A 24,959-nucleotide genomic window follows, 5' to 3' on the forward strand; every position below is an offset into this window, starting at 1 on the left:
TTATTAAATGGCGACGACTCCTATGGGAACAGCACGTGCCTGAAGACAATGGAGCGCTTATTGCGGAATGGCTGAGGCCGTGCCCATGGCAAAGAAGACACCGCGAGGGCAAGAGATAACGCAGCCCAAACGGATGTCGCGCTTGTGCCTGTGGTGAAAGCGTTCACCATTTTAAGTGGATCTTACGTCAATTTCGTATGATGAAATGTAATTGCCACTTAAAAAGCCCTTTGAACTTTTTAGGTTCAAAGGGCTTTTTACTTTATTTTTCAATACTTAACGAAACGGTCTCGCCTTCTACATCGAACGATTTCATGTCGTCTGCTTTAGCAAACGAAAGCTGATCAATGAGAACATGATTCTTCATAAAACTTTCAAAGCGTTGCAAGATGTTTTGAACTTGCTCAGAAGCATGAATGGTTAAATGCACGCGCTTTTCAACTGGAAGGTCGAGCTCTTTTCGATAAACTTGAACCGCACGAATGACTTCACGAACAAACCCTTCTTCTTTCAGCTCTGTTGTGACATTTGTATCAAGTACCACCAGGTAGTCATCGCCTTCAGCAAATTCAAAGCCTGGTAATGGATTTTTTTCAACAAGAACGTCTTCTTTTTCAATTTCAACAACTTGATCGTTGTCCAAATTTAATACCATTTTGCCAGCATCAAGGAATTGTTGAGTTTGGGTGTCGCCAAACTGAGCAATCATTTTTTGAACAAGGCCAACAGATTTTCCGAGTTTTGGTCCAGCAACAGGGAAATTCAGCTTTACTTGTTGCGACACGTATTGGTCTTGATTCGCATCAAGCAGAATCGCTTTGACATTTGTTTCTTCTGCAATAATGCCTTTATACGCTTCAAGATCAGCTGATTGCTTGACTGGTACAACCGCTAATTGTGCAAGAGGTTGCTTCGTTTTTAAGCTCGTTTGGTTACGGATTGATCGTGTTAGCTCAACCACTTGTCGGACTGCATTCATTTCTTCTTCAAGAGAAACGTTTACTTGAGTCGCGTCAGCTGTTGGGTAGTCCGTTAAATGAACACTGTCTCCAGCTAGATCATTGTACACTTCATCTGACAAGAATGGAGCGAACGGTGCCATCAGTTGTGCTGTTTTAGTAATGACTTCGTAAAGTGTGTGGAAAGCGGCACGTTTATCGGCATCCATGCCGCTAGCCCAGAATCGTGCACGTGAACGACGGATGTACCAGTTACTAATTTCATCTAAGAATGAAGCAATTGTACGTGCGCCCTTTGTGACATCGTATGCATCTAAGCTTTGAGTCACTTCAGCAACCACTGTATTGAGGCGAGAAATAATCCACTCATCCATTTTTGTTTGCGTGCCGTTTTCGACTGTGTTTGGATCAAAGCCATCGATGTCTGCGTACATTTTATAGAAAGAGTGAACATTTGCAAGTGTATCTAATACTTTCGATTTTGTTTGGCTAACGGTTTTCTTAGAGAAACGTTTGTTATTCCAAGGCGCGCTATCAGCAAGTAACGCCCAACGTAAGCTATCTGCCCCAAACTCTTCAATCAATTCTACTGGATTTAAAGCATTCCCTTTACTCTTAGACATTTTCTGTCCGTTTTCATCTAAGATGTGACCAAGAGAAAGGACACGTTTATAAGGTGCTTTACCTGTAAATAGTGTGGATACTGCAAGTAAGCTGTAGAACCAACCACGAGTCTGATCAACGCCTTCAATGACGACATCAGCAGGGAACTGTTTGTTCATAAGCTCGTCATTCTCAAATGGATAATGGTATTGGGCAAATGGCATGGAACCACTGTCAAACCAAACATCAATGACTTCGCTTGTGCGGTTCATCGTCCCGCCACATTCACACGTAAAGGTAATCCCGTCAACATAAGGTTTATGAAGTTCAACATCTTCAGCTAAATCTTGGTCTGCGCGCTCACGTAGTTCTGCGATAGAAGCAGGGGCTTCTTGCTTATCGCAAGCCTCACATTCCCAAACATTAAGTGGTGTACCCCAGAAACGATTACGGCCGATATTCCAATCGACAACATTTTCAAGGAATTTTCCAAAACGTCCATCACGCATATGGCTTGGATGCCAATCCACTTCTTGGTTATTCGCAATCAACTGGTCTTTCATTTTTGTTGTTTCAATGAACCAACCTTCCATTGCGTAATAAAGAAGCGGGCTGTCACAACGCCAGCAGTGTGGGTAGCTATGCTCGTACTTTTCTTTGGAGAATAAGCGTCCGTTATGGGCGAGCATTTTGACAATATCAACGTCACAATCTTTTACGAAACGACCAGCAAGTGGACCAATTTCTTCTGTGTAGCGACCTTTTGAATCAACAACATTTACAAAGTCTAGGCCACTTTCACGGATGGCGTTGTAGTCATCGTCACCATGGGCCGGAGCCATATGCACGAGACCTGTACCGCTTGAATCTGTAACAAACGAGGCGCCAATCACTTCATGGCCTCTATTTAATGTTAGAAAATCAAATGGTGGGCTGTATGTCGTACCAACAAGCTCAGAACCTTGAAGTGTAGCGACAACGTTCGGTGATTCACCTAAAAGCTTCTTCGCTAATGCTTCAGCAACAACATAGACTTCGCCATCTTGTTCCACTTTTACATAAGTCATTTCTGGATTTACAGCAATGGCAACGTTAGCAGGTAGCGTCCAAGGTGTAGTGGTCCAGCCAAGGAGGTATTCATTTTCAGTACCGTCAATTCGGAACTTCGCCGTCGCTGATAAATCTGTAACATCTTTATAGCCTTGTGCTACTTCATGAGAGCTTAGAGATGTTTCACAGTTTGGACAGTAAGGGACAACACGATGTCCTTTATAAAGCATGTCGTTACGGTGAATCGTTGAAAGAATGTTCCAGACTGACTCAATGTATGGGTTTTGTAATGTTACGTACGGATCATCCATATCAACCCAATAACCGAGTGCTTCTGTAAACTGCCGCCATTCACGCTCATACGTAAAGACACTTTCTTTACATTTCTCAATAAACGCTTCGACCCCATATGCGTTAATTTCATCTTTTCCCTTTAAATCAAGTTGTTTCTGAACTTCTAATTCTACTGGTAACCCGTGTGTATCCCAGCCAGCTTTACGTAACACTTGATACCCAGACATTGTCTTATAGCGGGCAACGAAATCTTTCATCGTACGTCCTAACGCATGACCTGCGTGAGGCATACCGTTTGCAGTCGGTGGCCCCTCGTAGAACACATACGTCTCTTTTCCTTCACGCTTTTCAATCGACTGTTTAAATGTGTTGTCATCTTCCCAACGCTTGCGTACGCGTTGCTCACGAACATTCGCCGTTTCGCTCATTTGCGCCATCACCTTTTCATTATAAAATTAAAAAAACCTCCATCCAGGTCGCAGGATCGAGGTGTACTTCACTCAATAGTAGACATAAGAAAAAACCATACAGAAGTAGTGGTTTAAAAGCTTGTCATCATCACTACGTACCAACATACGCGTCCTTCATATCGGTAGGAAGCCGGCAAAGCTTAAAAAAGGGGTTCAGCTTTGCTTCTCGGAGAAGATTTTCAGAAAGGTCTTAACGTTGACTTTCAGCGTGCATGTCAACTCTCTGTAGATAAGAATTCAATCTTACTCGGTCTCGTCATCGAATCAATTATTAGAATTATTCCTAGTATAAAGAGCGGAGCGTGGAATGTCAAATCAACATTTTCGCCTAGGACAGCGGGTTTCTTATAAGTATTGTCCGAAAAGAAGCAAACGATACGCAGAATGATGAGAAAATTCGATTTATAAACTCTTCTATATAGGAATGATAGAGGAGGTAACCAGCAATCGCTAATAAGATGACTGGAAACGTGAACAGTAGAGGTGAATACATAGCAGAGTAAATTTGTTTTAACCCATACAAGTAGGTAATAAAGGCAAAAGCAGAGACAAGGCTTATTACCCCAGTTAGTAACTTCATGATAACCTCCTTTCTGATCTCAATGATTCCTCATGTGTACGTACCCGAGGTTCTAAGCTTTTTGCATAAACAACACGTGTAAAAGCAATCCAATCGTGCAGAGCTTTCTTTTTAGGGAATGCTGCGGTTAGGCATCCGATTCCAAAGAAGAAAATAGACCAAAAGGCAAGAAATGTACGGAAGCAAGAGCGGACAAAACCGATAGGTAAATGGTTGTGACGAATGACTTTTAATCTGCATACCCATTTCCCAGGTGAACCTGATATTTTTGTTGTCATAAGGATAAGGACAATAAGAATATAGAAAAAGAAATACGTGATTTCCCAGTCTGTAATTGGATCAAACCTAAGGATGACGTGATTCCAGAAGGTATGTTGTTGAAGCAATAGAGAGCCAACTAATCCTAAAAGAAGAGCAAACCCTACATCGATTAGGAGAGTAAGCGCGCGTATCCAAAATCCCGCAGATTTTAATTCATGAGAGTAGGGCTTGCGGTAGCCATTGCTGTCTTCAAGGATGTTCTGATCTTTTATTTGTGTATAAGGTTCAGCTGGCTGCCGAAACCATTCGTTTTTCTCATTGGGTTGTATGAGGACGACATCACCTTTCAGCAATGCTTCCCTTTGATAGTGAGTGACATTGACATATGTGCCTTGGTATCTAAATTTTTTAGGTTTTTCAAGTTTGTCTAAATGGCTGTCATCTAATGACTCAGCTTTTTCTAAAAATAGCTCATTAAAATCTGAATACTGATAGCGAAGCGGTAACTGTAAACAATCAAATGTAAGAAGCCGAACTGGAATCCCTTTTTCAACACATGTTTTCAGAACATCATCTAAATGAATAAATCCAAGAATGCTAGATTGAAAAGATTCTTTAGAACGTATATGGATTCTTAAGTCCCTGATTCGAATGGCTCGTCCTTTATTCGCTAGTTTGCGATAAAAGACTTGTTCAAGAATAATGGAATCAATCTCAGACCATTGATAGTGCTGAATGATCTGTTTTCGGCCGTGTGATTCACGAACGGTGAAGGAATCGTCATCAACAGTAAAAGAAATTCTATGACATGCATCAACTAGAAATTTAATAGAAAGCCAGAATAAACCTACGATAGACAGAAGGAAAAGGATGGAGAGGATGGAAGGTACGACAAAAATGTAAAAGAAATTACGTTCATTGTTTAGCCCTAGTGTAGCTATGTATTGATAAATTGAATAGATGGCAAGAAAAAGGAAAAACAAACTAGCAACCATAGAGAACCCACCGGATAAAAATTGTATAAATCGCATGAATGGATGTCTTAAAGAAGCCACTTGTGTATCTGTATGATTGGTTTCCATACTATCCCTCCTTCATTTACCATATACGATTTCAAATAAATTTGGTTGCAGATTAGAGCAGAATCGGGGAAAATGTTAGATGGTTCTCTTGTTTTTTATTGATAAACGATAAATTCATGTTATACAATGATAAAAAAGTACTGAGGTGTGTTATGCAACGAGGGAGAGTCTTATTTTTAAAAGGTGTCACGATTAGCATAGGTGTGCTCGTGATAATTTGTTGTATTTGGGTTTTGCCACCACTTTCGCGCTATATTGCTCTTGATAACCCGAGTTTTGCTTACCTTCGAATTCCGGTTCTAGCAGGTGTATATATGACGCTTGTGCCGTTTTTGTTTGCCTTGCAACAGGCGTTTCAATTGTTAAGTTTGATTGAAAATGATTATGTATTTTCGGATTGGGCCATTAAAACGTTAGGCAATATTAAATTTTGTGCTGTGGCGATCATTATTCTTTACGGTGTTGGCTTAATGAGCTTGTTTGCGCTAGATGCGATACATATTGGTTTTGTTCTGATTGTGCTCACCATCATGCTTATAACCGTTGTCATTGTGTTCTTTGCATCGGTTTTACAAGAATTGTTGCGTTCAGCTGTACGTCTAAAATCAGAAAACGATTTGACGATTTGAGGTGTAAAGCGTGGCGATTATTATTCGATTAGATGTGATGCTTGCGAAGCGGAAAATGAGTATGACTGAACTGTCTGAACGTGTTGGTGTGACGATGGCCAATCTATCAATCTTAAAAAATGGAAAGGCGAAAGCTGTTCGATTCTCGACATTAGAAGCCATTTGTGAAGTGCTCGATTGTCAACCTGGCGATATTTTGGAATATGAAAAGGGGGACATTGAATGAGCATCATCTTACTTTTCGGTTTAGTAGGGGTGCTCGTTTTTCTTCTTTTTACCAAGCCATTTTTAAAAGTGTTAGAGGGGCATCGTTATGTCCATTTGTTAGAAAAGCAGACCTGGTTTCAGCATACGCTAAAGGCAGGATTATTTGCATGCCTCGTCAATATAGGTCTTGTATCCATTACGGTCGTTTTCTTATACATACCTGTATGGATTGATTTTGTCATGAGTCCACTATTCCCGATGGCATTTGGGGTGATCGGTAGTGTAATAGTATGGGGACTGTTAAACAGAGGCTATAAAGGAGAGCGGCCAATTCTGATGGCGTTTATCGGAAGTAGTATTTATTTAGTCATTCTCATTGTTGCGCTCGTCTTCTTTTTTCGCCCGACAGAGAGGATGGGAGAAGCATTGTTCCATTGGGAGATTGCCCTCATGTTAATCATTGTTGTTAGTTTGGTAGCGTGGATAACCAGCCTCTATGTATTAAGCTATCGAAGTAAAAAAGAGAGCGACTGAGTCGCTCTCTTTTTGTGATTGGTTATAGTCTTACAATTGTTCGACCTGTTACATTTCCTTCAACAACATGGGTGAGCACATCGTCGAGTTCCTCAAGTGTAACCTCGTGAACCGCTTCTTCAGAGAAAGAAGGTTTTAAATCACTAGCTAATCGTTCCCAAGCGTTGGTACGTTCTTCCATGGAGCAAGTGACTGAGTCGATGCCAAGCCAATTAATACCACGACCGATAAAAGGCATGACCGTCGTTTCCACTTCAATACCGCCTGTAAGTCCGCTTGAAGCAATTGATCCACCTCGTTTGAGTGTCGTTAGAAGGTAAGACGTCGTTTTTCCGCCAACAGCATCAATTGCTGCAGCCCATTCTCCTTGTCGGATAGGGGCTTTTTCCTCTTCTTCTAGTTCTTCTCTGCTAACAATTTCTGACGCACCAAGCTGTTTTAGCCAGTCATGTGCTTCAATTTTGTTTGTACCAGCAACAACATGGTAGCCGAGCTTGGCTAACATTTCTACGGATAGACTTCCGACGCCACCAGTCGCACCTGGAACAACAACTTTTCCGTGGTCTGGGTGCAGGCCATTTTGTTCAAGTTTATTAATCGATAAAGCTGCTGTTAAGCCAGCTGTTCCTAGAATCATAGCCTCTCGGAGAGTTAGCCCTTCTGGAAGCGGAACAATCCAGTTGGCAGGGATTCGGGCATATTCTGCATATCCACCATGATGACCGGTTCCGATTTTATAACTCGTTGCAATGACTTCTTGTCCCTCTGTAAAGCGGCTATCTTTTGACTCAACAACCGTACCTGCTAAATCAATTCCAGGAATGAGTGGAGAGTTTTCCGCAAGATTGCCTTGTTTCACAACCATTGCGTCTTTGTAATTTACACTTGAATACGCAACGTCAATCAGAACGTCACCTTCAATCAATTCTTCTAAATCCCACTGCTCAACATGGCCTTCAAGCATATCTTCTTTGCGTAGGACAAACGCATTAAATGTCATAGTGATCTCCTCCTGATTCATTGTAATCCTATGGTAGAAGGCACTGGGTTAGGAAGTCAATGAACTTGCTTACGTCATGCTTTTTCGTTAAGATTTCTGTAAACAATGGAGGGCAAACATAAATATTGTTCAATGAAGAACGAAAGCCCCCTAACATATACAATCATCATTTTTTTGGAGGTGTACCATGAGACAAAACAAATACGATGATCAATCTTTTTATGAAGCCTATAGTCAGATGCCCCGTTCTTTAGAAGGGCTTGAAGGTGCTGGAGAATGGCATACGTTAAAAGAATTAGTGCCTAATCTCAAAGGCAAGCATTTATTAGATTTAGGGTGCGGGTTCGGCTGGCATTCTCGCTATTTTAATGAACAAGGGGCAGAGCATGTTATTGGAATTGACCTTTCAGCGAACATGATTCAACAAGCACGACAGATGACGTCTGCGAAAGAGATCGAGTATGTGCAAGGAGCGATTGAAGATATTTCGTTCAAACCAGACGCCTTTGATTTTATCTTTAGTTCGCTCGCCCTTCATTACGTGGAAGATTATAAGGGGTTTATTTCGAACGTGAAAAATCTTCTTGTTTCTGGTGGCGAATTACTCTTTTCTGTGGAACATCCGGTATTTACAGCGAGAGCAGAACAAGACTGGTTTTATGATGCGAATGGGCAAATACAACATTGGCCGTTGGATCATTATCAAGAGGAGAGTATACGTTCAACCACATTTTTAACAGAGAATGTCGTAAAGTACCACCGCACCCTTTCAACTTATTTAAATGAATTATTGTTTGCTGGCTTCGTGATTGAAAGAGTAGAAGAACCAAAACCAGATCCGAAACTAATGGAACAGAATCCTGCCTATAAGGATGAGCTTCGAAGACCAATGTTCCTCATCATTAAAGCGCGTTTAGCAAACTAGATAAGTGAATTCAAGGAAGAGTACAAGTAGCGACTCTTCCTTGAATTTTTATGATACAGCTTTAAGACCTGTTACGCCTGCAACGATAATGATTAAGCTGATGATTCGAACCGTGCTTTTGGATTCGCCGAAAAAGATCATATTAATTAAAACGGCCGCCGCAGTACCAATACCAATCCAGACAGCGTAAGCAACACTTACTTGCAAGTATAGAAAAGACAAATATAAGAACACGAATGCAAGACCAAAACCACCAAAGAAGAGTAACGCGTTTTTTACAGACTTGCTTTGACTAAAGGACTTGAGCCCAACAACACCAGCAATTTCAAAACCAGCCGCAAGAAATACGAAAAACCAACCCATTATGAAGCCACCTCCTCTTGTTTCGCCCCGTCATCGGAAAGCTTTAATAAGATAACGCCGAAAACAAGCATTCCCATGAAAAATCCTTTCGCCAAACTAAAGGTTCCTTCGAATATATAAATATCCATTAATGCTGTTCCGACTGTACCCGCTGCAGCGAAAATCGCATACACCGTTCCAGTAGGTAGCGTTTCACACGCCTTAGCCAAAAAGTAAAAATCAATAATAATAATGATGATAACGATCACCCAATGCCACCAAGTAGAAGCGACATTAAACCCGAATACCCAAAACAGTTCAAATAAACATGTTAGGACGACAAAAATCCACCCTTTATTCATTTGTATCTTCTCCTATACGTTTAATGAATGACATTCAGTCATTTTGGTGCCTAAAGAAAAGCAAGTGATCTTACTCACTTGCTGCAAGAGCATGAGACAGAAAGTGAATCAACTCTTGTTTGTGTTCCTTTGCCCGTGCATGCTCCTCTTGGTTATATAAATAAAGCTGTTCGGCAGTGGATTCAATGGAACCAATCATAATTCGAGCCGTATAATCAGCTTGTAGTGTGTGGCGAACAGATCCAGCTTGCTTTGCCGTTTCGAGTCGCTCTGAAAGCCAATCATATAAAGGGGCATAGATGGTCTCCCATTGTTGTAAATGTTCCGACTGGGTTAACCCGGAATAGATTAATACAGCGAGTTTTTTATGCTCATCGGTTGTTCGAAAAACGGTATCAACTAGTTGGTTTAATTGCTGTTTAAACGATGATGCCGTCACATGCTTATTTAATTCGACCATGAGATGCTCTACAAATACAGATGCAATATCGGGCATAACAGAAAGTTTTGACGGGAAGTACAAGTAAAACGTCCCTTGAGCAATATTTGCACGCTTAACAATATCTGATATGGTTGTTTTTTCCACACCTTTTTCACTAAATGCTTCAATAGCAGCAGTAATAATTCTCTCTCGCTTCTCCAATTCACACACATCCTTAAATGACTGACTGTCATTCATATTTTAGCTGCTTGGAAGAAAAAAGTCAATTCTCCTTAAAAATTCATGTGTTAATGCTAAAAAGATCGGGAAATAAACAAATAAGAATGATTTGGAGGGAAATGAATTGTCACATAAAATAAAAGTATTTGTTACTGGGCGTGAAACCCCAATTGTACAGGAAACAAGGGTTGAAGAAAGTGGGAAAAAAGTATCTCGTTCCATTGATGAAGCACTTGCAAATAATTGCTTTGTTTCATTTGGAACAACAGATGATCATGAAATTCTCGTTCGTTCATCGAATGTGACACATGTTGAAATTGAAAAAGAGGACGATTGATGCAAGCAAACTTGTTAAGTCGCATTGACTTAGCAAGTTTTTTTGTTTAGAGGAGACGTAGTTGCGAGGTTTGATAATTTCAGGGAGTGGTATAAAGATCTAACACGTTGAAGGAGGAAAGCAGATGTATGAGGTAACGTTGGAAGATAAAGAACACGCTATTATCGGTGTTAAGTGGGAGTCACATCTAACCCCAGAAGCCATTCATCAAGCAAATGAGGAAATTGATGAATTGTTAAAGAAGCATGAATTTACAAGGTTTCATTTAATCGTAAATATGAGAGATGTGGTTGTGTTTAAGCCGGAGACACAAAAAGAAATCGTTGCTCATCAAGAGTGGTTGATGAGAAAAGGAATGGATCAAGCAGCAGTTGTCGTCAAAAGTAACGTAGCAAGACTTCAATTAAAACGTACAGCTAAAGAAGCCAGCCATGATACGGAAACACATTTTACTGAGAAGGATGAGGCACTCGACTTTTTAAAACAAAAGAATATTGGATAATGAATGAACAGTCTCGCATACAAGCAAGACTGTTTTTTTGTGTACCCAATCGTGTATTTCTCATCATGATCAACGCAAAATTGCATATAGTTGTATAAAGCTTAGCTAATAAACCGGAAAACTCGTGGAAGATTACTGAAAATATAGATTTAGACAGAATTTTATTGCTTAATAGAAGAAGAGGATTGTCGAGAATGGCTAAGGCATAATTTGGAGTGGGTAGGGATAAGATGGAACAGTTGTTGCTAGATATGATGAATTGGTTTAAAGACTTATCTTATTTGGGCATATTTATGGCACTTTCTATAGAGTTTATTCCGGCAGAGGTAGTGTTGCCGCTTGCTGGTTTCTGGGTTTCAGAAGGGGACATGTTGTTTTGGGGTGTAGTTGCGGCAGGTTCTGTAGGAGGTGTTGTCGGGCCGCTAACGCTTTACTGTGTCGGACGATTTGGTGGTAGACCATTACTTTTAAAGTACGGAAAATACATCTTTATGAGCAAAGATAATTTAGAAAAGGCAGACCGTTTTTTTGAATCACACGGCGCATTTGTTGCGTTTACCGCACGTTTCTTGCCAGGCGTTCGAACCTTAATTTCTGTGCCTTGTGGGATGGCGAAAATGAATCCATGGATTTTCTCACTCTATACGTTTCTCGCAATGGCTCCTATTACGTTTTTCTATGTTTATTTTGGTGTTCAACTCGGTGAAAATTGGACAGAAGTAAAAGGAGTGGTAAGTCAGTATTTGCTTCCGTTTGGCATCGGTTTAGTGATCATCTTTAGTATCTATTTACTTATGAAACATAAGAAGGCAAACCAGCACATGGGGTAATGTGCTGGTTTTTGTGTATGAAAATAAGAAACTCCGTAAATACTAAAAAGAAAAGCAGAATCGGAGGCGAGGCTGGATGTTAATTGATGTTGGTAGATTTGATGATAGAAAAGAAAACCCGATCAATCGATTGCAAGGGAATTTCGAGTCATTTGATCTATATTTTGTCCAACCTGTAAAAAGAAAAGGGGGATGGCTATTGCATCTAGAAAGCGAAATGGAAGAAGCGAAGCACGTTTCATTGTATGAAGGTATAAGCCACTATTATATTGGAGCTTTCCCCCACGATGAAACCGAAGCAGAGCGTAAAAGTCGAAAAGAAGAGCTGCTTTCTATTATTAGTATGCGAGAAGCCATTGCCAGTACTGGCGGCGTAGTAAATCTCATGTGCTCCACATTACCACAGTGGAAAAAGATTGGTATGAACGCATAGCAATACAATGATAAAAAGCTTCCGTATAGGGAGCTTTTTTGTGTGTAAGCGATGTAGCGTGAGGGTACGTATATGTGTAATAGGAGGGAAAAATGATTGTAATGGAGTATCCACGTCCTTTGTTTTATGCTTCGACGGGTTCAAGAGAGGTAAAAAAGGCAGGTAATGTTATCGCCAAAAAGTATCGCTGGTTTCCTCAAACGCAAGACGCCGCCACTTCAAGACCTCGTGTAGCAACGAGTAATGTGTATCTCACAATAGAAGACGCAAGAGGCCACTATACGATTAGGCAGATGAAAGAAAGTTTTCGCAACGGTCAACATTGGGCAATTGAAAAGAATGGAGAATGTATCGGTGAGGTGTTTATGCCGAGGACTGTCATTCCATCTCATCACCGACTTGAAGTACGACTAACAAATCAGGATGTTGAGAAAAACGTAGATATACGTTTTCACAATCGTTCTAAAGCAGACATTTACTTTAATGGTGGATGGTTAGGAGAAACGTTTACGAGCGGGATGTTTTTCAATAGGAAAATTGTCATAACTATGCTAGATGAAAGCATGATTGATCAAATTTTAGTAGCTGTGCTTGTTCATACTTATTGGTGTGCGTCGAACGTTGGCTAGCGATATCGCTACCTTATAAGTAAATTCATTCCGCGCGATTGACGATGGAAAAACGCTGAAACGTTTTGTTTTAGCGCTTTTTTACTGCTTCGTGTTCTTTTTGCAACGTATAGGGAGCAGCAGATTGAAGCAACTTGTCGATCCCGTCTTTATAATACGGCATGCGTTCGTTTGCTGTAGCAAAATCAACCCACTCAACTTTGGAGATTTCCTCTTCATCTTGAATAGCGGGGGTACCCTTTACAATTTGTGCAGCAAACGTGAAGAATACAGCGTGATGGCCTTTTTCAGTGAAAAAGGCTTCGTTCACTGCGACGAGGTCATCGACTGTAACGGATAAGCCCGTTTCTTCTTTTGCTTCTCGGGCAGCTGCTTCTTTTAAATGTTCGCCTTGCTCAACGGCACCGCCTGGTAGAGACCATCTTCCACTAACATTATAGACCATGAGTACTTGTTTCTTTGTTTCATCTAGAAGCAACGAATAGACTACATCAACTCGTTTCACTATAATCCCTCCCATTTATAAGCAAGGAAAAGCATACTATAAAGCAGTTAAAATAAAAAGAGGTTATTGTAAAAGTTAAAAAATACTTTTTGTTCTACATATGTTTATTTATGTAAAAAATGGGTAACTGAAAATTAACATCTTTTATGAGGAGGTTGTTTTGAGAAAAGTTATTTGGATGTCTAGTGGCTTAATGGCGACAATAATGATTTCAGGATGCAGCAGTGGGTCAGTGGATGAGATAGAGACTCATTTAGCACAACTTGAAGAGGAATATGGCGTGCAATACACAGTAGAAGAAGTAGAAACTTCTGTGGATACCGATTTAACGTTTGAGGAGTTTTTAGATGTTTTGGAGGATCAAGCACATTTGATGGAAGCGATGAATCAAGAAGAAAATTGGCATGACGAAGACTATGCACCACCTTCGGGAGTAGCCGAATCTGGCACTGCTACACAATCATATACATTCGACTATGAGCCTTCTGGTCACTTTGAGCCAGGAGTTGATTATGATAATCTAAATAAGCATATTAGTTTTGCCTATGAAACGGATGAGGATGTTGCTTTAGCAGATATGCCAAGTTTTACAGCTGTTTCAGAGCCGAACTCCTATATCGCAGGATCGATCCCTAATCTTGAATGGCAAGAACGAATTAGTGGTGCATCTATTCCGTCATCAAATGAAACCGTTGATTTGATCGCTGAAGGGACTTGGCTTCTAACGAATGAATGGGAAACCTTTGAAGTCATCCTCTCCATGGACGATGAATGGGAGATGGTATTTGAATCAAGTTATCTAAATTAAATAAACAAAAAAGCGGCGAACTTTCAAATTCGCCGCTTTCGTCATTAATTAAACGCTTGATTAAACAATGTGTAATGTGATGTTCTCTGTTTTGCAGTACTCTTCATACGCTTCATCTAAAGGAGCAGACGTGATAATGTGATCTGCTCGAGATAATGGGGCATACGTGAGCATTGTTGATTGACCGAACTTTGAAGCATCTGCCAGTAAGAAGAGTTCATTTTCTTTTTGAACAATGCTTTTTTTCACTTCGTATTCGTGAAGATCTGCGTTCGTTAACCCTTTTGTTATACTAGCCCCGGTACAAGCCATAAAGGCTTTGTCCACATTGTATTTGTTGAGTAAGGATAACCCACTAATGCTAACAAAGGAGCGGGTCTTTACTTGATAGTGATTCCCTAATACAAACAGTTCAATATTCTCTTTTTCAGATACAGCATTAATCACGTCCAAATTATTGGTTAAGATTGTAATCGATTTGTCTTCAGGGAAATCATCAAACATCCATTTCGTTGTCGTGCCTGAATCGATATAGACAAAGTCTTGATCTTCAATAAAAGATGCTGCATGTAAAGCAATCCGAACTTTTTCATCATTATAGACGTGGTGACGATTTTCAAACGGGATTAACTGCTTTTCCGTTGCAGTCACACCACCGTACACTTTTTCAATGACACCTTTTTCTGATAAACGATTAATATCACGACGGACGGTGTTTTTCGATACACCAAAACGTTCGCATAGATCGTCTATGGAAACGGTACCGTTTGCCAAAATATAATTCTCCATTTCTTGAATTCTTACTACCTTCATCGTTTTACTCCCTACATCGCAAATTCTTAACTCATACTATACCATTATACCCAAAACATAATCAATACATATATTTGAAAGCGAATACATAGAAAAATATCTCTCTAAATCATTGACACATGTTCAAAAGATTATTAATATATAACCAAGAAGTAACCAAAAATATCGTAATTGCTGCATTTGATGAAAGCGATTACGACTAATTTTTTATAGATGGAGGGATTGTGGTGGCAGAAACAGTGAGTAAAGTTCGTACATTAAAAAACTACATAAATGGGGAGTGGATCGATAGTAAGACCGCAGAGTATGAGGAAGTAGTTAATCCGGCCACGAAGGAAGTGCTTTGTCGGGTTCCGCTCTCAACAAAAGAAGAACTCCATTATGCAACTGAGATAGCGGCGGACGCTTTTAAGAAGTGGTCAAATGTCGCTGTGCCGCGTCGTGCACGGGTGCTATTTGCCTTCCAACAACTATTGCAACAGCATAAAGAAGAACTAGCTCAACTTATTACAATGGAGAACGGAAAGAATCTAACAGAAGCACGTGGCGAGGTACAGCGTGGCATCGAGAACGTTGAATTTGCCGCTAGTGCACCTTCACTGATGATGGGGGATTCTTTACCTGCCATTGCAACAAATGTAGAGGCGACCAACTATCGTTATCCAATTGGCGTTGTTGGTGGGATCACACCGTTCAACTTTCCGATGATGGTTCCTTGCTGGATGTTTCCAATGGCAATCGCACTTGGAAATACATTTATTCTTAAACCGTCAGAGCGTACACCTTTACTTGTCGAAAAATTTGCAGACTTGCTAAAAGAAGCAGGACTCCCTGATGGTGTGTTCAATATCGTTTATGGTGCTCATGATGTGGTGAACGGGATTCTTGATCATCCGGAGATTAAAGCAATTTCGTTTGTTGGTTCCAAGCCTGTTGGAGAGTATGTATACAAGCGTGGGAGCGAAAATTTAAAGCGTGTGCAAGCATTAACGGGTGCAAATAATCACACGGTGGTTTTAAGAGATGCGGACCTCGATACAGCAGTAAATGATATCATTGGAGCGGCTTTTGGTTCTGCTGGTGAACGTTGTATGGCATGTGCAGTGGTGACCGTTGAAGAAGCCGTTGCGGATGAATTTATTGCTCGCTTAAAGGAAAAAACAGACAACTTGCAAATTGGAAATGGCATGGATGATGGCGTTTTTCTTGGCCCGGTCATTCGTGAAGAGAATAAAAAACGAACCCTCTCCTATATCGAATCTGGGGTTGAAGAAGGTGCGACACTCCTTACAGATGGGAGAGAACGAGTAAGTGACGAAGGCTACTTTGTTGGTCCAACCATTTTTGACCACGTTACGACGGATATGAAAATTTGGAAAGAGGAGATTTTTGCTCCTGTTCTGTCGGTTGTCCGTGTGAAGCACCTTAAAGAAGCAATTGCGACGGCCAATCAATCAGAATTTGCGAACGGTGCGTGTATTTTTACAAAGGATGCGCAAGCGATTCGCTATTTCCGTGAAAACATTGATGCAGGTATGTTAGGTGTAAACCTTGGTGTTCCAGCTCCGATGGCATTTTTCCCATTCTCTGGCTGGAAGTCGTCCTTTTTTGGAACACTCCACGCGAATGGAAAAGACAGTGTTGATTTCTATACACGTAAAAAAGTCGTAACAGCTCGTCTTGTAGATCCTGTTTTTGAAGATTAGGAGGTACGTATGGCCAATTTATTACGAAAATCAGAGCAAAGAGCGTTATCAAAAGGGGTACGCATCGTTCATGATGTAAAAGAGGGAAACACACCTCTAGAGTATGTAGGCTTTGCTGTTATTGACTTAGAAGAAGGAGCTGTTTTTGAAGAGACGCTAACCAATCAAGAGTGTTGTGCAGTTATTTTAACAGGAAAAGCAACGGTGGTAGCAGGTGAGCAAACGTTTGAATCTCTTGGCACACGAAAGAGTGTGTTTGAAAAAGTACCAACGGATAGTGTATACATCACTAAAGAAGAAACGTACCGCGTCCAAGCAGAAACGGATGCACGAATTGCGCTCTGTTATGCACCTGGACTGACAAAGCGACAAAATCGTCTGCTTTCTGGTAAAGACATTCAGCCGGAACATCGAGGCATAAAGATGAATCAACGATCTGTGCACAATATTTTGCCTGATTCATTGGATGTGGCGGACTCACTCTTAGTTGTTGAAGTGTATACAGAGAGCGGCAACTTCTCAAGCTATCCGCCCCATAAACATGACCAAGACAATTTACCGCATGAATCATTTTTAGAAGAAACGTACTATCATGAACAAGATCCGCCTCAAGGGTTTGTCTTTCAACGGGTTTATACCGATGATCGTAGCCTTGATGAAACGATGACCGTTGAGCATGGAGACGTTGTGCTTGTACCAGCAGGCTATCATCCAGTTGGCGTTCCAGACGGCTATACGTCCTACTATTTAAATGTTATGGCAGGTCCTAAACGGACATGGAAATTCTATAATGATCCAGCGCATGAATGGATCTTAGATCGTGAGGATTCATAATATGGGATTTACTTTTGCAACAGATAAACGATTTGACGTAATTGCGGTCGGGCGAGCCTGTATTGATTTAAATGCAACGGAGTACAATCGACCGATGGAAGAAACGATGACGTTTTCAAAATACGTAGGTGGTTCCCCTGCAAATATCGCGATCGGTTCATCAAAACTTGGCCTAAAAACAGGGTTTATTGGAAAACTGTCTGATGACCAGCACGGTCGGTTTATCCAATCGTATATGGATCGAGTCGGCGTTGACACGTCTCAAATGGTAACGGATACAGAAGGCCGCAAGTCAGGGTTAACGTTTACGGAAATCAAAAGCCCTGAAGAGTGCAGCATTTTAATGTATCGTACCGATGTGGCGGACTTATACCTGCGACCCGAAGAAATATCAGAAGGGTATATTGCACAAGCAAAAATGCTTCTTATCTCAGGAACGGCATTAGCACAAAGCCCTTCTCGTGAGGCGGTGTTTCAAGCTGTTGATTATGCAAAAAGACAAGGTGTTCCGATCGTTTTTGAATTGGATCATCGCCCATACACGTGGCAATCAGCGGAGGAAACGTCGGTTTACTATAAATGGGCAGCTGAACAAGCAAACATCGTCATCGGAACGCGCGATGAGTACAACATTCTTGAAAATCATGAAGGCAATCATGATGAGCAAACAGCAGAATCCCTTCTTGCTTATCGAGCTGAACTTGTTGTCATTAAGCATGGGGTAGATGGTTCGGTTGCGTTTGAAAAGAATGGTGCGATAACCCGCGCAAAAGCGTATCCGTCAAAGGTATTAAAAACATTTGGTGCAGGAGATTCTTATGCCTCGGCATTCTTGTATGCGTTGCTCAATGAAAAATCTGTTCGTGAGGCGCTGCAATTTGGCGGAGCATCAGCAGCGATTGTTGTAAGCAAGCATAGCTCTTCTGAAGCAATGCCGACAGTGGAAGAAATTGAAGCGCTCTTGGCAAAGCACGAGCAGCGTGTGTGAGAAGGAGGTCTAGACAACATGGCAGAAACCATTCGTTTAACAACAGGGCAAGCACTTGTGAAATTTTTAAACAACCAGTATATCTCAGTTGATGGAAAAGAAGAGCATTTTGTAGAAGGGATGTTTAACATCTTCGGTCACGGCAACGTACTTGGCATCGGTCAAGCGCTTGAACAAGACGCTGGACATCTTAAAGTCATTCAAGGAAAAAATGAACAAGGAATGGCGCACGCTGCGATTGCGTATTCAAAGCAAATGCTCCGAAAGAAAATCTATGCTGTCACAACATCAGTTGGACCGGGGGCAGCAAACTTAGTCGCCGCAGCAGGAACGGCTTTAGCGAATAACATTCCAGTACTTCTCCTTCCAGCTGATACGTTTGCGACGCGTCAGCCTGATCCGGTCTTACAACAGTTTGAGCAAGAGCACAGTGCAGCGATTACGACAAATGATGCATTAAAACCGGTTTCTCGCTACTGGGATCGTGTGGTTCGACCGGAGCAACTAATGAGTAGCTTACTGCGAGCGTTTGAAGTCATGACAGATCCAGCAAAAGCTGGTCCTGCAACGGTTTGTATCGCCCAAGACGTGGAAGGAGAGGCGTATGAGTTTCCGACCTCTTTTTTTGAAATGAGAGTTCATTATGTGGATCGGCTAAAGCCTTCCAAAAGAGAATCAGAAGGAGCGATTCGCAAAATTAAAGAAAGTAAAAAACCTCTGATAGTCGTCGGGGGTGGAGCGAAGTATTCTGAAGCCGCTGAAGAGTTACGAGCTTTGTCGGAACAATGTCAAATCCCTCTCGTTGAAACTCAAGCTGGCAAGTCAACCATTGCTGCTGACTATAAAAACAACCTTGGAGGGCTTGGCATTACTGGTACACTCAGCGCCAATAATGCAGCTTTGGAAGCAGATCTAATTATTGGAATAGGGACACGTTATACAGATTTTGCGACCTCTTCTAAAACAGCATTTGATTTTGAAAACGCTTCTTTTCTTAATATCAATGTAAATCGAATGCAAGCGTATAAATTAGATGCCTTTACAGTTGTAGCGGACGCAAAAGAAACGTTGCTTGAACTAATTAATGGATTGCATGATTATCAGAGTGAGTATGGATCAGCCATTGAAGAATGGAAAAGTGAATGGCTTGAAGAACGTTCTCGTTTGCAAAACGTAGAATTTAAACGCAATGGGTTTGATCCGGAAATAAAAAATCATTTCTCTCAAGCTGTTTTGAACGAATATGCCGACGCTTTGAACACCGAGCTTCCACAAACAACGGCACTCTTAACAATTAATGATTCAATTGATGACGATAGTATTATTATTTGTTCAGCTGGTTCATTACCAGGGGATCTGCAACGGTTATGGCATTCCAATCAACCGAATACATACCACTTGGAATATGGGTACTCCTGTATGGGATATGAGATTTCCGGAACGTTAGGACTGAAGTTAGCTGAACCTACAAAAGAAGTGTACTCGATTGTAGGGGACGGAAGTTTTCTCATGCTCCACTCTGAACTCATTACAGCCATTCAATACAACAAAAAGATTAACATTCTCCTATTTGATAATGCTGGTTATGGCTGCATTAACAATTTGCAAATGGATCATGGAAGCGGGAGTTATTTCTGTGAATTCCGTACAGCGGAAAATGAAGTAATGAATATCGATTATGCAAAAGTTGCAGAGGGATATGGAGCAAAAACCTATCGAGCAAATACAGTAGAAGAATTAAAAGCTGCTTTAGAAGATGCGAAAAAGCAGAAAGAATCAACATTAATTGAGATAAAAGTCCTCCCGAAAACAATGACAGACGGTTACAAAAGCTGGTGGAATGTAGGCGTTGCTGAAGCATCTACTTCAAAATCGGTACAGCAAGCGCATGAAGATCGTCAAGCAAAGTTGAATACAGCGAAACGTTATTAGGGGTGGTTCTTTTGACGAATAAAAATATTCAATGGGGCATAGCTCCAATCGGTTGGCGTAATGATGATATGCCAGAAATAGGGGCAGATTGTACCTTAGGCCATTTGTTAGGTGACATTGTTGTATCAAGGTTTGAAGGAACGGAAGTAGGTGGTTTTTTTCCTGGTGCAGACGTTTTAAATAAAGAAATGAAACTGCGAAACTTAAAAATTGCCGGGCAATGGTTTTCTAGCTACCTCATTCGTGATGGTTTGATACTAACAGAAACTGCATTTCGCCATCATTGTGCGTTTCTTCAGGAAGTTCAAGCGGATGTCGTTGTCGTTTCTGAACAAACATATAGCATTCAAAATCAAGAATTGAATCTGTTTGATAAAGAAAATAAGCCTCTGTTTACTGATTCCGAGTGGAATGAGCTATGTACTGGTTTAAACAAACTTGGTCAAATTGCTGAAACCTATAATTTGGACTTGGTCTATCATTCTCACTTAGGTACAGGTGTCCAGGATGAGGAGGATGTCGAACGACTCTTGGCAAACACAGATGCACAATATGTCCACTTTTTATACGATACAGGGCATACGTTTGTAGCTGATGGGACGCCGATGTCTGTTTTAACCAAGCACATAGATCGAATTCGACATGTTCACTTTAAAGATGTACGTCAACCTGTCTTAAAGCAATGTAAGCAAGGTTCGTTACCGTTTAGAAGATCGTTTTTAAAAGGAATGTTTACGGTTCCAGGAGATGGTTGTATTAATTTTGTTGACGTATTTGAAATACTACAACAAGCATCGTATAAAGGGTGGGTTATTGTAGAGGCGGAGCAAGATCCCTTAATCGCCCACCCACTAGAATATGCATTAAAAGCAAGGCATTATATTGATCACACGTTATTAAAAAGGGAGAGAATGACGCTATGACAGTACGTATTGGTGTAATTGGAACAGGGGCAATCGGGCAGTCTCATATCGAGAGAATTGAACGCAAGCTTTCTGGTGCAGAAATTGTGGCTGTAACCGATGTGAATCAAGAATTAGCTAGTCGAATTGCTGCAACTTATACGGAAGGAGCTAGGGTTTATAACGATGATTCAGACTTAATCGCTGCAGCGCATGTTGATGCAGTTCTTGTGACAAGCTGGGGCCCCGCTCATGAAGCAAGCGTTTTGAAGGCAATTGAAGCTGGAAAACCAGTATTCTGTGAAAAGCCATTAGCGACAACCGCTGATGGATGTTTAAGAATTGTTGAAGCAGAGGTAGCGCATGGCTCAAGACTTGTGCAAGTTGGCTTTATGCGAAGATACGATACTGGTTATGTTCAGCTAAAACATGCCATTGAAAACCACGTTATTGGTGAGCCGTTAATGGTTCGCTGTGTTCATCGAAATCCAGAAACACCAGAAAGTTATACAACAGATATGGCGGTTGTTGATACCCTTGTTCATGAAATTGATGTCTTACATTGGTTACTTGATGATGAATATGAAAGTGTTCAAGTGAAGTTTCCGAAAAAGACGAAGCATGCTTTTTCACATCTGCGTGACCCTCAACTCTTCTTAATCGAGACGAAAAAAGGTGTGCTCATACAAGTAGAAGTGTTTGTTAACTGTAAGTATGGATACGATATTCAGTGTGAAGTCATTGGTGAAGATGGAGTGGCTAGTCTACCTGAGGTGCCGTCTATTCATTTAAGAAGTGCTGGTAGATCAGGTATGGAAGTGATGCAAGATTGGAAAGGTCGTTTTGTTGATGCGTACAATGAGGAAATACAAGAATTCATTGATAACTGTAAAAAAGGGCAAGAGATGACTGGTCCATCCGCTTGGGACGGTTATGTGGCAGCAATAATGTCTGATGCAGGTGTGAGAGCTCAAGCGTCCGGAGAAAAAGAATCCATTGAATTAAAAGAAAAACCTAGCTTTTATAATTACAAGGTAACGGAGGTCTCTAGATGAAACTCTGTTTTAACCAAGCCACAACGTTAGAAAATTCTACGCTTGAAAAAGATCTAATATACTGCGAAAAGCATGGATATGATTTCATTGAAATTCGTACTGAAGATAAATTACCCGAGTATATCCACGAGCATGGCTTTGACTCATTAGCTTCCTTTTTTGAGAACAGTCATTTGAAACCGCTTGCCTTAAATGCGCTCGTTTTCTTTAACAATTTAACGCCATCTGCACATGGGGCTATGCTTGCTCAATTTAGTAACATGTTAAAACAAGCAGATGCGTTAAAGATTCCCTATATTGTAGCCGTTCCACTGGTCACGACAGAACCAATTACAAAGATGGAAATAGAAAAAAGCAGTGTGGCAGTTCTAAGGCAGCTTGCAAAAATGGCGGCGCCATATGAAATCAAGATTGCCTTAGAATTTGTCGGTCATCCTGACTGTACCATTAACACTTTTGGCGATGCATATAACATTGTAACTAAAGTAGATTGTGAGAATGTTGGGCTCGTGTTTGATTGTTTTCATTTTCATGCCATGGGTTCGAGTTATGAAGACCTTCAAAAAGCAGACGGAGAGAAAATATTTATTATTCATATTGATGACACAGAAGACTACCCGATTGGGGCATTAAGAGATCACCATCGCGTTTGGCCTGGAGAGGGGTGTATCAACTTAAAGAAACAGTTTCAACTATTACGAGAAATTGGAGCGATTGAAAAACCAGTTTCTGTTGAATTGTTTAGACCAGAGTATTATAAGATGGACCCTGAAGAAACCATTAAACAAGCCAAAGAATCTACAAAACGTGTCATGCAGCAAATGTTAGAGGGTTCTGTGTAATGGCCATAATTCCAATGACAGATCTGCTATTGGAAGCTAAGAAGAATCAATACGCAATTGGGCAATTTAATATTAATGGCTTGCAATGGACAAAAGCGATCTTACATGGGGCTCAAGAGAAGCAGGCGCCTGTCATTCTAGCTGCATCGGATCGATTAGTGGACTATTTGGGTGGATTCAAAACGATATCAGGGATGGTCGCCTCTTTAATGGAGTATGAAGAAATCACAGTGCCAGTTGTTCTACATCTAGACCACGGTAGTAGTGTAGAACGGTGTATTGAGGCAATCGATGCAGGGTTTAGTTCTGTCATGATTGATGGTTCTCATCAACCGATTCAAGAGAATGTTGATATGACGAAAAAAGTTGTTCAATACGCTCATCAAAAGGGTGTTTCGGTAGAAGGTGAAGTTGGCACAGTCGGCGGAATGGAAGACGGGCTTGTTGGTGGCGTTACGTATGCAGATGTTGCTGAATGTAAAAGGTTGGTAGAGGAAACGGGACTTGATGCGTTAGCTGCCGCACTGGGTTCTGTTCACGGAAGGTATCAAGGGGAACCGAAACTTGGTTTTAAAGAGATGGAACAGATTGTGAAAATAACGGGAATTCCGCTTGTTTTACACGGAGCGTCTGGTATACCAAATAACCAGCTCCAACGAGCAATCCGATTGGGGCATGCAAAGATAAATATTAATACCGAATGTATGATTGCTTGGACAGAAGCTAGCAGAAACGTGTTTCAACAAGATTACCAAAACTATGAACCACGACTATTAATGCAAGAAGGGCTATTAGCAGTTAAAGAGGCCGTAAAAGCGAAGATTGAGGAATTCGGATCAACGAGCAAGTCACGTGCTCGTGTATTCGTTGAACAAGATAATTGGAGGGCGAGATGAAAGTAGGACTTGTAACAGATGTACTTGGCTACATGCCTTTAGAAGACATGTTAGATACGGTCGCAAATCTGGGTGTTGAGACGTTGGAGCTTGGATGTGGCAATTGGTCAAAAGCTCCTCATTTATCTTTAGATACGATGTTGGAAGATTCAAGTAAAAGGCATCAATTTTTGCGGATGCTAAGGGAGCGAAACCTCTCCATTGCTGCATTGAATTGTTCCGGTAATCAGTTAGCTCCAGGTCCATCTGGCATAGAACACGATCAGATCGTACGAAAAACGATGGCGTTAGCAGATGCCTTGGAAATTGAAACAGTCGTTTTAATGTCTGGCTGTCCAGGAGGTAGCCCGGAAGATAAAACGGCAAATTGGATTACGCATCCAATTTTACCGGAGCATACTGAATCTTTGCGCTATCAGTGGGAAGATGTGGCTTTGCCATATTGGTATGAACTTGAAAAAGATGCAAGAAGGAAGGGTGTAAAGCTTGCTATTGAAAATTTAGGCAATAACCTTGTTCATAACCCTGATACGATGTGGCGATTAAGAAGGGAAACAGGACCCAATGTCGGGATGAATTTTGACCCTAGTCATCTTTTTTGGATGGGGGGCGATCCAATTACGGCTTTGCGTCAGCTTGAAGGTGTTATTCATCATGTCCATGCAAAAGATGTCAGGATTGAACGAGGATTAAGCGATGTAAATGGTCTAATTGACGTAAATGCGATTGACACTCCCTCATTAAGAGCGTGGAATTATGTCGCTTTAGGCTATGGCCATGATGCAGCATACTGGAGTGAATTTTTCTCTGTTCTATCTATGATTCAATATAGTGGTCCCGTTGTACTAGAAATGGAAGACTTAACGATGGACCCTCTTACAGGAGTGGTAAAGTCGATTGATTTATTAAAACAGACACTACCAAGGACGTTTAACAATAGATCAGAAGTTGAAGCAAAATAAAGCAACGATTGGAATTGACAGAGAAA

Annotated in this window: 28 protein-coding genes; 19 read left to right on the forward strand and 9 right to left on the reverse strand. The window is 41.0% G+C overall.

Annotated elements, in window-relative coordinates; translation table 11 throughout:
* Window positions 1–262: 262 nt before the first annotated feature.
* The 3 genes from ileS to ABC361_RS02055 all read right to left on the reverse strand — a co-directional run bounded on the left by ileS (window position 263) and on the right by ABC361_RS02055 (window position 5,299).
* The gene (gene ileS, locus ABC361_RS02045) at window positions 263–3,334 is read right to left on the reverse strand and encodes an isoleucine--tRNA ligase (protein WP_413072430.1); all 3,072 of its coding nucleotides are present in this window, start codon (window positions 3,332–3,334) and stop codon (window positions 263–265) included.
* Between the two features lie 370 nt (window positions 3,335–3,704).
* Window positions 3,705–3,956 carry a hypothetical protein gene (locus ABC361_RS02050; protein ID WP_413072431.1) on the reverse strand — a complete coding sequence of 84 codons (252 nt, stop codon included), beginning with the start codon at window positions 3,954–3,956 and terminating at the stop codon, window positions 3,705–3,707.
* A complete protein-coding gene (locus tag ABC361_RS02055; protein ID WP_413072432.1) occupies window positions 3,953–5,299 on the reverse strand; it encodes an RDD family protein in 1,347 nt (448 codons plus the stop codon). The genes ABC361_RS02050 and ABC361_RS02055 overlap by 4 nt, the downstream gene beginning before the upstream one ends.
* A 152-nt stretch (window positions 5,300–5,451) precedes the next feature.
* On the opposite strand from ABC361_RS02055, the gene ABC361_RS02060 reads away from it, so the two are divergent.
* From ABC361_RS02060 to ABC361_RS02070, 3 genes are read left to right on the forward strand one after another with little or no spacing between them, the layout of a single operon-like run.
* Complete coding sequence (locus tag ABC361_RS02060) at window positions 5,452–5,928, forward strand: DUF2975 domain-containing protein (protein ID WP_176554385.1); 477 nt, start codon at window positions 5,452–5,454, stop codon at window positions 5,926–5,928.
* Window positions 5,929–5,938: 10 nt separating this feature from the next.
* Window positions 5,939–6,154 carry a helix-turn-helix domain-containing protein gene (locus ABC361_RS02065; protein ID WP_413072433.1) on the forward strand — a complete coding sequence of 72 codons (216 nt, stop codon included), beginning with the start codon at window positions 5,939–5,941 and terminating at the stop codon, window positions 6,152–6,154.
* The gene (locus ABC361_RS02070; protein ID WP_413072434.1) at window positions 6,151–6,669 is read left to right on the forward strand and encodes a hypothetical protein; all 519 of its coding nucleotides are present in this window, start codon (window positions 6,151–6,153) and stop codon (window positions 6,667–6,669) included. Before ABC361_RS02065 ends, ABC361_RS02070 begins: the two co-directional genes overlap by 4 nt.
* A gap of 22 nt (window positions 6,670–6,691) precedes the next feature.
* Here ABC361_RS02070 and ABC361_RS02075 read toward each other — a convergent pair whose 3' ends face one another.
* A complete protein-coding gene (locus tag ABC361_RS02075) occupies window positions 6,692–7,669 on the reverse strand; it encodes an acrylyl-CoA reductase family protein (RefSeq protein WP_413072435.1) in 978 nt (325 codons plus the stop codon).
* A gap of 187 nt (window positions 7,670–7,856) precedes the next feature.
* Here ABC361_RS02075 and ABC361_RS02080 point away from each other — a divergent pair, with 187 nt between their 5' ends.
* Window positions 7,857–8,594: a class I SAM-dependent methyltransferase gene (locus ABC361_RS02080; protein ID WP_413072436.1), complete on the forward strand. Its 738-nt coding sequence runs from the start codon at window positions 7,857–7,859 to the stop codon at window positions 8,592–8,594.
* 48 nt (window positions 8,595–8,642) lie between these two features.
* On the opposite strand, the gene ABC361_RS02085 is transcribed toward ABC361_RS02080, so the two are convergent.
* From ABC361_RS02085 to ABC361_RS02095, 3 genes are all read right to left on the reverse strand, one after another.
* Window positions 8,643–8,957 (reverse strand): DMT family transporter, encoded by a 315-nt coding sequence (locus tag ABC361_RS02085; RefSeq protein ID WP_413072437.1) that lies wholly within the window; start codon window positions 8,955–8,957, stop codon window positions 8,643–8,645.
* A complete protein-coding gene (locus ABC361_RS02090; protein ID WP_413072438.1) occupies window positions 8,957–9,298 on the reverse strand; it encodes a DMT family transporter in 342 nt (113 codons plus the stop codon). The genes ABC361_RS02085 and ABC361_RS02090 overlap by 1 nt, the downstream gene beginning before the upstream one ends.
* A 70-nt stretch (window positions 9,299–9,368) precedes the next feature.
* Complete coding sequence (locus tag ABC361_RS02095; protein ID WP_413072439.1) at window positions 9,369–9,941, reverse strand: TetR/AcrR family transcriptional regulator; 573 nt, start codon at window positions 9,939–9,941, stop codon at window positions 9,369–9,371.
* Between the two features lie 142 nt (window positions 9,942–10,083).
* On the opposite strand from ABC361_RS02095, the gene ABC361_RS02100 reads away from it, so the two are divergent.
* The 5 genes from ABC361_RS02100 to ABC361_RS02120 all read left to right on the forward strand — a co-directional run bounded on the left by ABC361_RS02100 (window position 10,084) and on the right by ABC361_RS02120 (window position 12,690).
* The gene (locus ABC361_RS02100) at window positions 10,084–10,296 is read left to right on the forward strand and encodes a hypothetical protein (protein ID WP_413072440.1); all 213 of its coding nucleotides are present in this window, start codon (window positions 10,084–10,086) and stop codon (window positions 10,294–10,296) included.
* A gap of 124 nt (window positions 10,297–10,420) precedes the next feature.
* A complete protein-coding gene (locus tag ABC361_RS02105) occupies window positions 10,421–10,798 on the forward strand; it encodes an STAS/SEC14 domain-containing protein (RefSeq protein WP_413072441.1) in 378 nt (125 codons plus the stop codon).
* A 230-nt stretch (window positions 10,799–11,028) separates the two neighbouring features.
* Window positions 11,029–11,628 carry a DedA family protein gene (locus ABC361_RS02110; RefSeq protein ID WP_413072442.1) on the forward strand — a complete coding sequence of 200 codons (600 nt, stop codon included), beginning with the start codon at window positions 11,029–11,031 and terminating at the stop codon, window positions 11,626–11,628.
* Window positions 11,629–11,704: 76 nt separating this feature from the next.
* Window positions 11,705–12,061, forward strand: a complete 357-nt coding sequence (locus tag ABC361_RS02115) for a hypothetical protein (protein WP_413072443.1) — start codon at window positions 11,705–11,707, stop codon at window positions 12,059–12,061.
* A 92-nt stretch (window positions 12,062–12,153) separates the two neighbouring features.
* Window positions 12,154–12,690: a hypothetical protein gene (locus ABC361_RS02120; protein ID WP_413072444.1), complete on the forward strand. Its 537-nt coding sequence runs from the start codon at window positions 12,154–12,156 to the stop codon at window positions 12,688–12,690.
* 70 nt (window positions 12,691–12,760) lie between these two features.
* Here ABC361_RS02120 and ABC361_RS02125 read toward each other — a convergent pair whose 3' ends face one another.
* Window positions 12,761–13,195 carry an NUDIX hydrolase gene (locus ABC361_RS02125; RefSeq protein WP_413072445.1) on the reverse strand — a complete coding sequence of 145 codons (435 nt, stop codon included), beginning with the start codon at window positions 13,193–13,195 and terminating at the stop codon, window positions 12,761–12,763.
* A gap of 160 nt (window positions 13,196–13,355) precedes the next feature.
* Here ABC361_RS02125 and ABC361_RS02130 point away from each other — a divergent pair, with 160 nt between their 5' ends.
* Window positions 13,356–14,003 carry a hypothetical protein gene (locus ABC361_RS02130; RefSeq protein WP_413072446.1) on the forward strand — a complete coding sequence of 216 codons (648 nt, stop codon included), beginning with the start codon at window positions 13,356–13,358 and terminating at the stop codon, window positions 14,001–14,003.
* Window positions 14,004–14,063: 60 nt separating this feature from the next.
* Here the strand turns inward: ABC361_RS02130 and ABC361_RS02135 are convergent, their stop codons facing one another.
* Window positions 14,064–14,816, reverse strand: a complete 753-nt coding sequence (locus ABC361_RS02135; RefSeq protein WP_413072447.1) for a DeoR/GlpR family DNA-binding transcription regulator — start codon at window positions 14,814–14,816, stop codon at window positions 14,064–14,066.
* A gap of 239 nt (window positions 14,817–15,055) precedes the next feature.
* Here ABC361_RS02135 and iolA point away from each other — a divergent pair, with 239 nt between their 5' ends.
* The 9 genes from iolA to ABC361_RS02180 are packed head-to-tail and all read left to right on the forward strand — an operon-like array spanning window position 15,056 to window position 24,933.
* Window positions 15,056–16,522, forward strand: coding sequence for a methylmalonate-semialdehyde dehydrogenase (iolA, locus tag ABC361_RS02140; protein WP_413075702.1), 1,467 nt, complete (start codon window positions 15,056–15,058; stop codon window positions 16,520–16,522).
* A 9-nt stretch (window positions 16,523–16,531) separates the two neighbouring features.
* A complete protein-coding gene (gene iolB / locus ABC361_RS02145) occupies window positions 16,532–17,356 on the forward strand; it encodes a 5-deoxy-glucuronate isomerase (protein WP_413072448.1) in 825 nt (274 codons plus the stop codon).
* 1 nt (window position 17,357) lies between these two features.
* Window positions 17,358–18,344, forward strand: a complete 987-nt coding sequence (gene iolC, locus ABC361_RS02150) for a 5-dehydro-2-deoxygluconokinase (RefSeq protein WP_413072449.1) — start codon at window positions 17,358–17,360, stop codon at window positions 18,342–18,344.
* 18 nt (window positions 18,345–18,362) lie between these two features.
* On the forward strand, window positions 18,363–20,276 hold the full coding sequence (gene iolD / locus ABC361_RS02155) for a 3D-(3,5/4)-trihydroxycyclohexane-1,2-dione acylhydrolase (decyclizing) (protein ID WP_413072450.1): 1,914 nt from the start codon (window positions 18,363–18,365) through the stop codon (window positions 20,274–20,276).
* Between the two features lie 11 nt (window positions 20,277–20,287).
* Window positions 20,288–21,199, forward strand: coding sequence for a myo-inosose-2 dehydratase (gene iolE, locus ABC361_RS02160; RefSeq protein ID WP_413072451.1), 912 nt, complete (start codon window positions 20,288–20,290; stop codon window positions 21,197–21,199).
* Entirely contained in the window at window positions 21,196–22,233 is a 1,038-nt protein-coding gene (iolG, locus tag ABC361_RS02165) for a bifunctional inositol 2-dehydrogenase/D-chiro-inositol 1-dehydrogenase (RefSeq protein WP_413072452.1), read from the forward strand. Before iolE ends, iolG begins: the two co-directional genes overlap by 4 nt.
* The gene (locus ABC361_RS02170) at window positions 22,230–23,075 is read left to right on the forward strand and encodes a sugar phosphate isomerase/epimerase family protein (RefSeq protein WP_413072453.1); all 846 of its coding nucleotides are present in this window, start codon (window positions 22,230–22,232) and stop codon (window positions 23,073–23,075) included. The genes iolG and ABC361_RS02170 overlap by 4 nt, the downstream gene beginning before the upstream one ends.
* Entirely contained in the window at window positions 23,075–23,971 is an 897-nt protein-coding gene (gene fba / locus ABC361_RS02175) for a class II fructose-1,6-bisphosphate aldolase (protein WP_413072454.1), read from the forward strand. Before ABC361_RS02170 ends, fba begins: the two co-directional genes overlap by 1 nt.
* A complete protein-coding gene (locus ABC361_RS02180) occupies window positions 23,968–24,933 on the forward strand; it encodes a sugar phosphate isomerase/epimerase family protein (protein ID WP_413072455.1) in 966 nt (321 codons plus the stop codon). Before fba ends, ABC361_RS02180 begins: the two co-directional genes overlap by 4 nt.
* Window positions 24,934–24,959 lie beyond the last annotated feature (26 nt).

The organism is Shouchella phoenicis (assembly GCF_047238345.1).
Lineage (GTDB): Bacteria > Bacillota > Bacilli > Bacillales > Bacillaceae_D > Shouchella.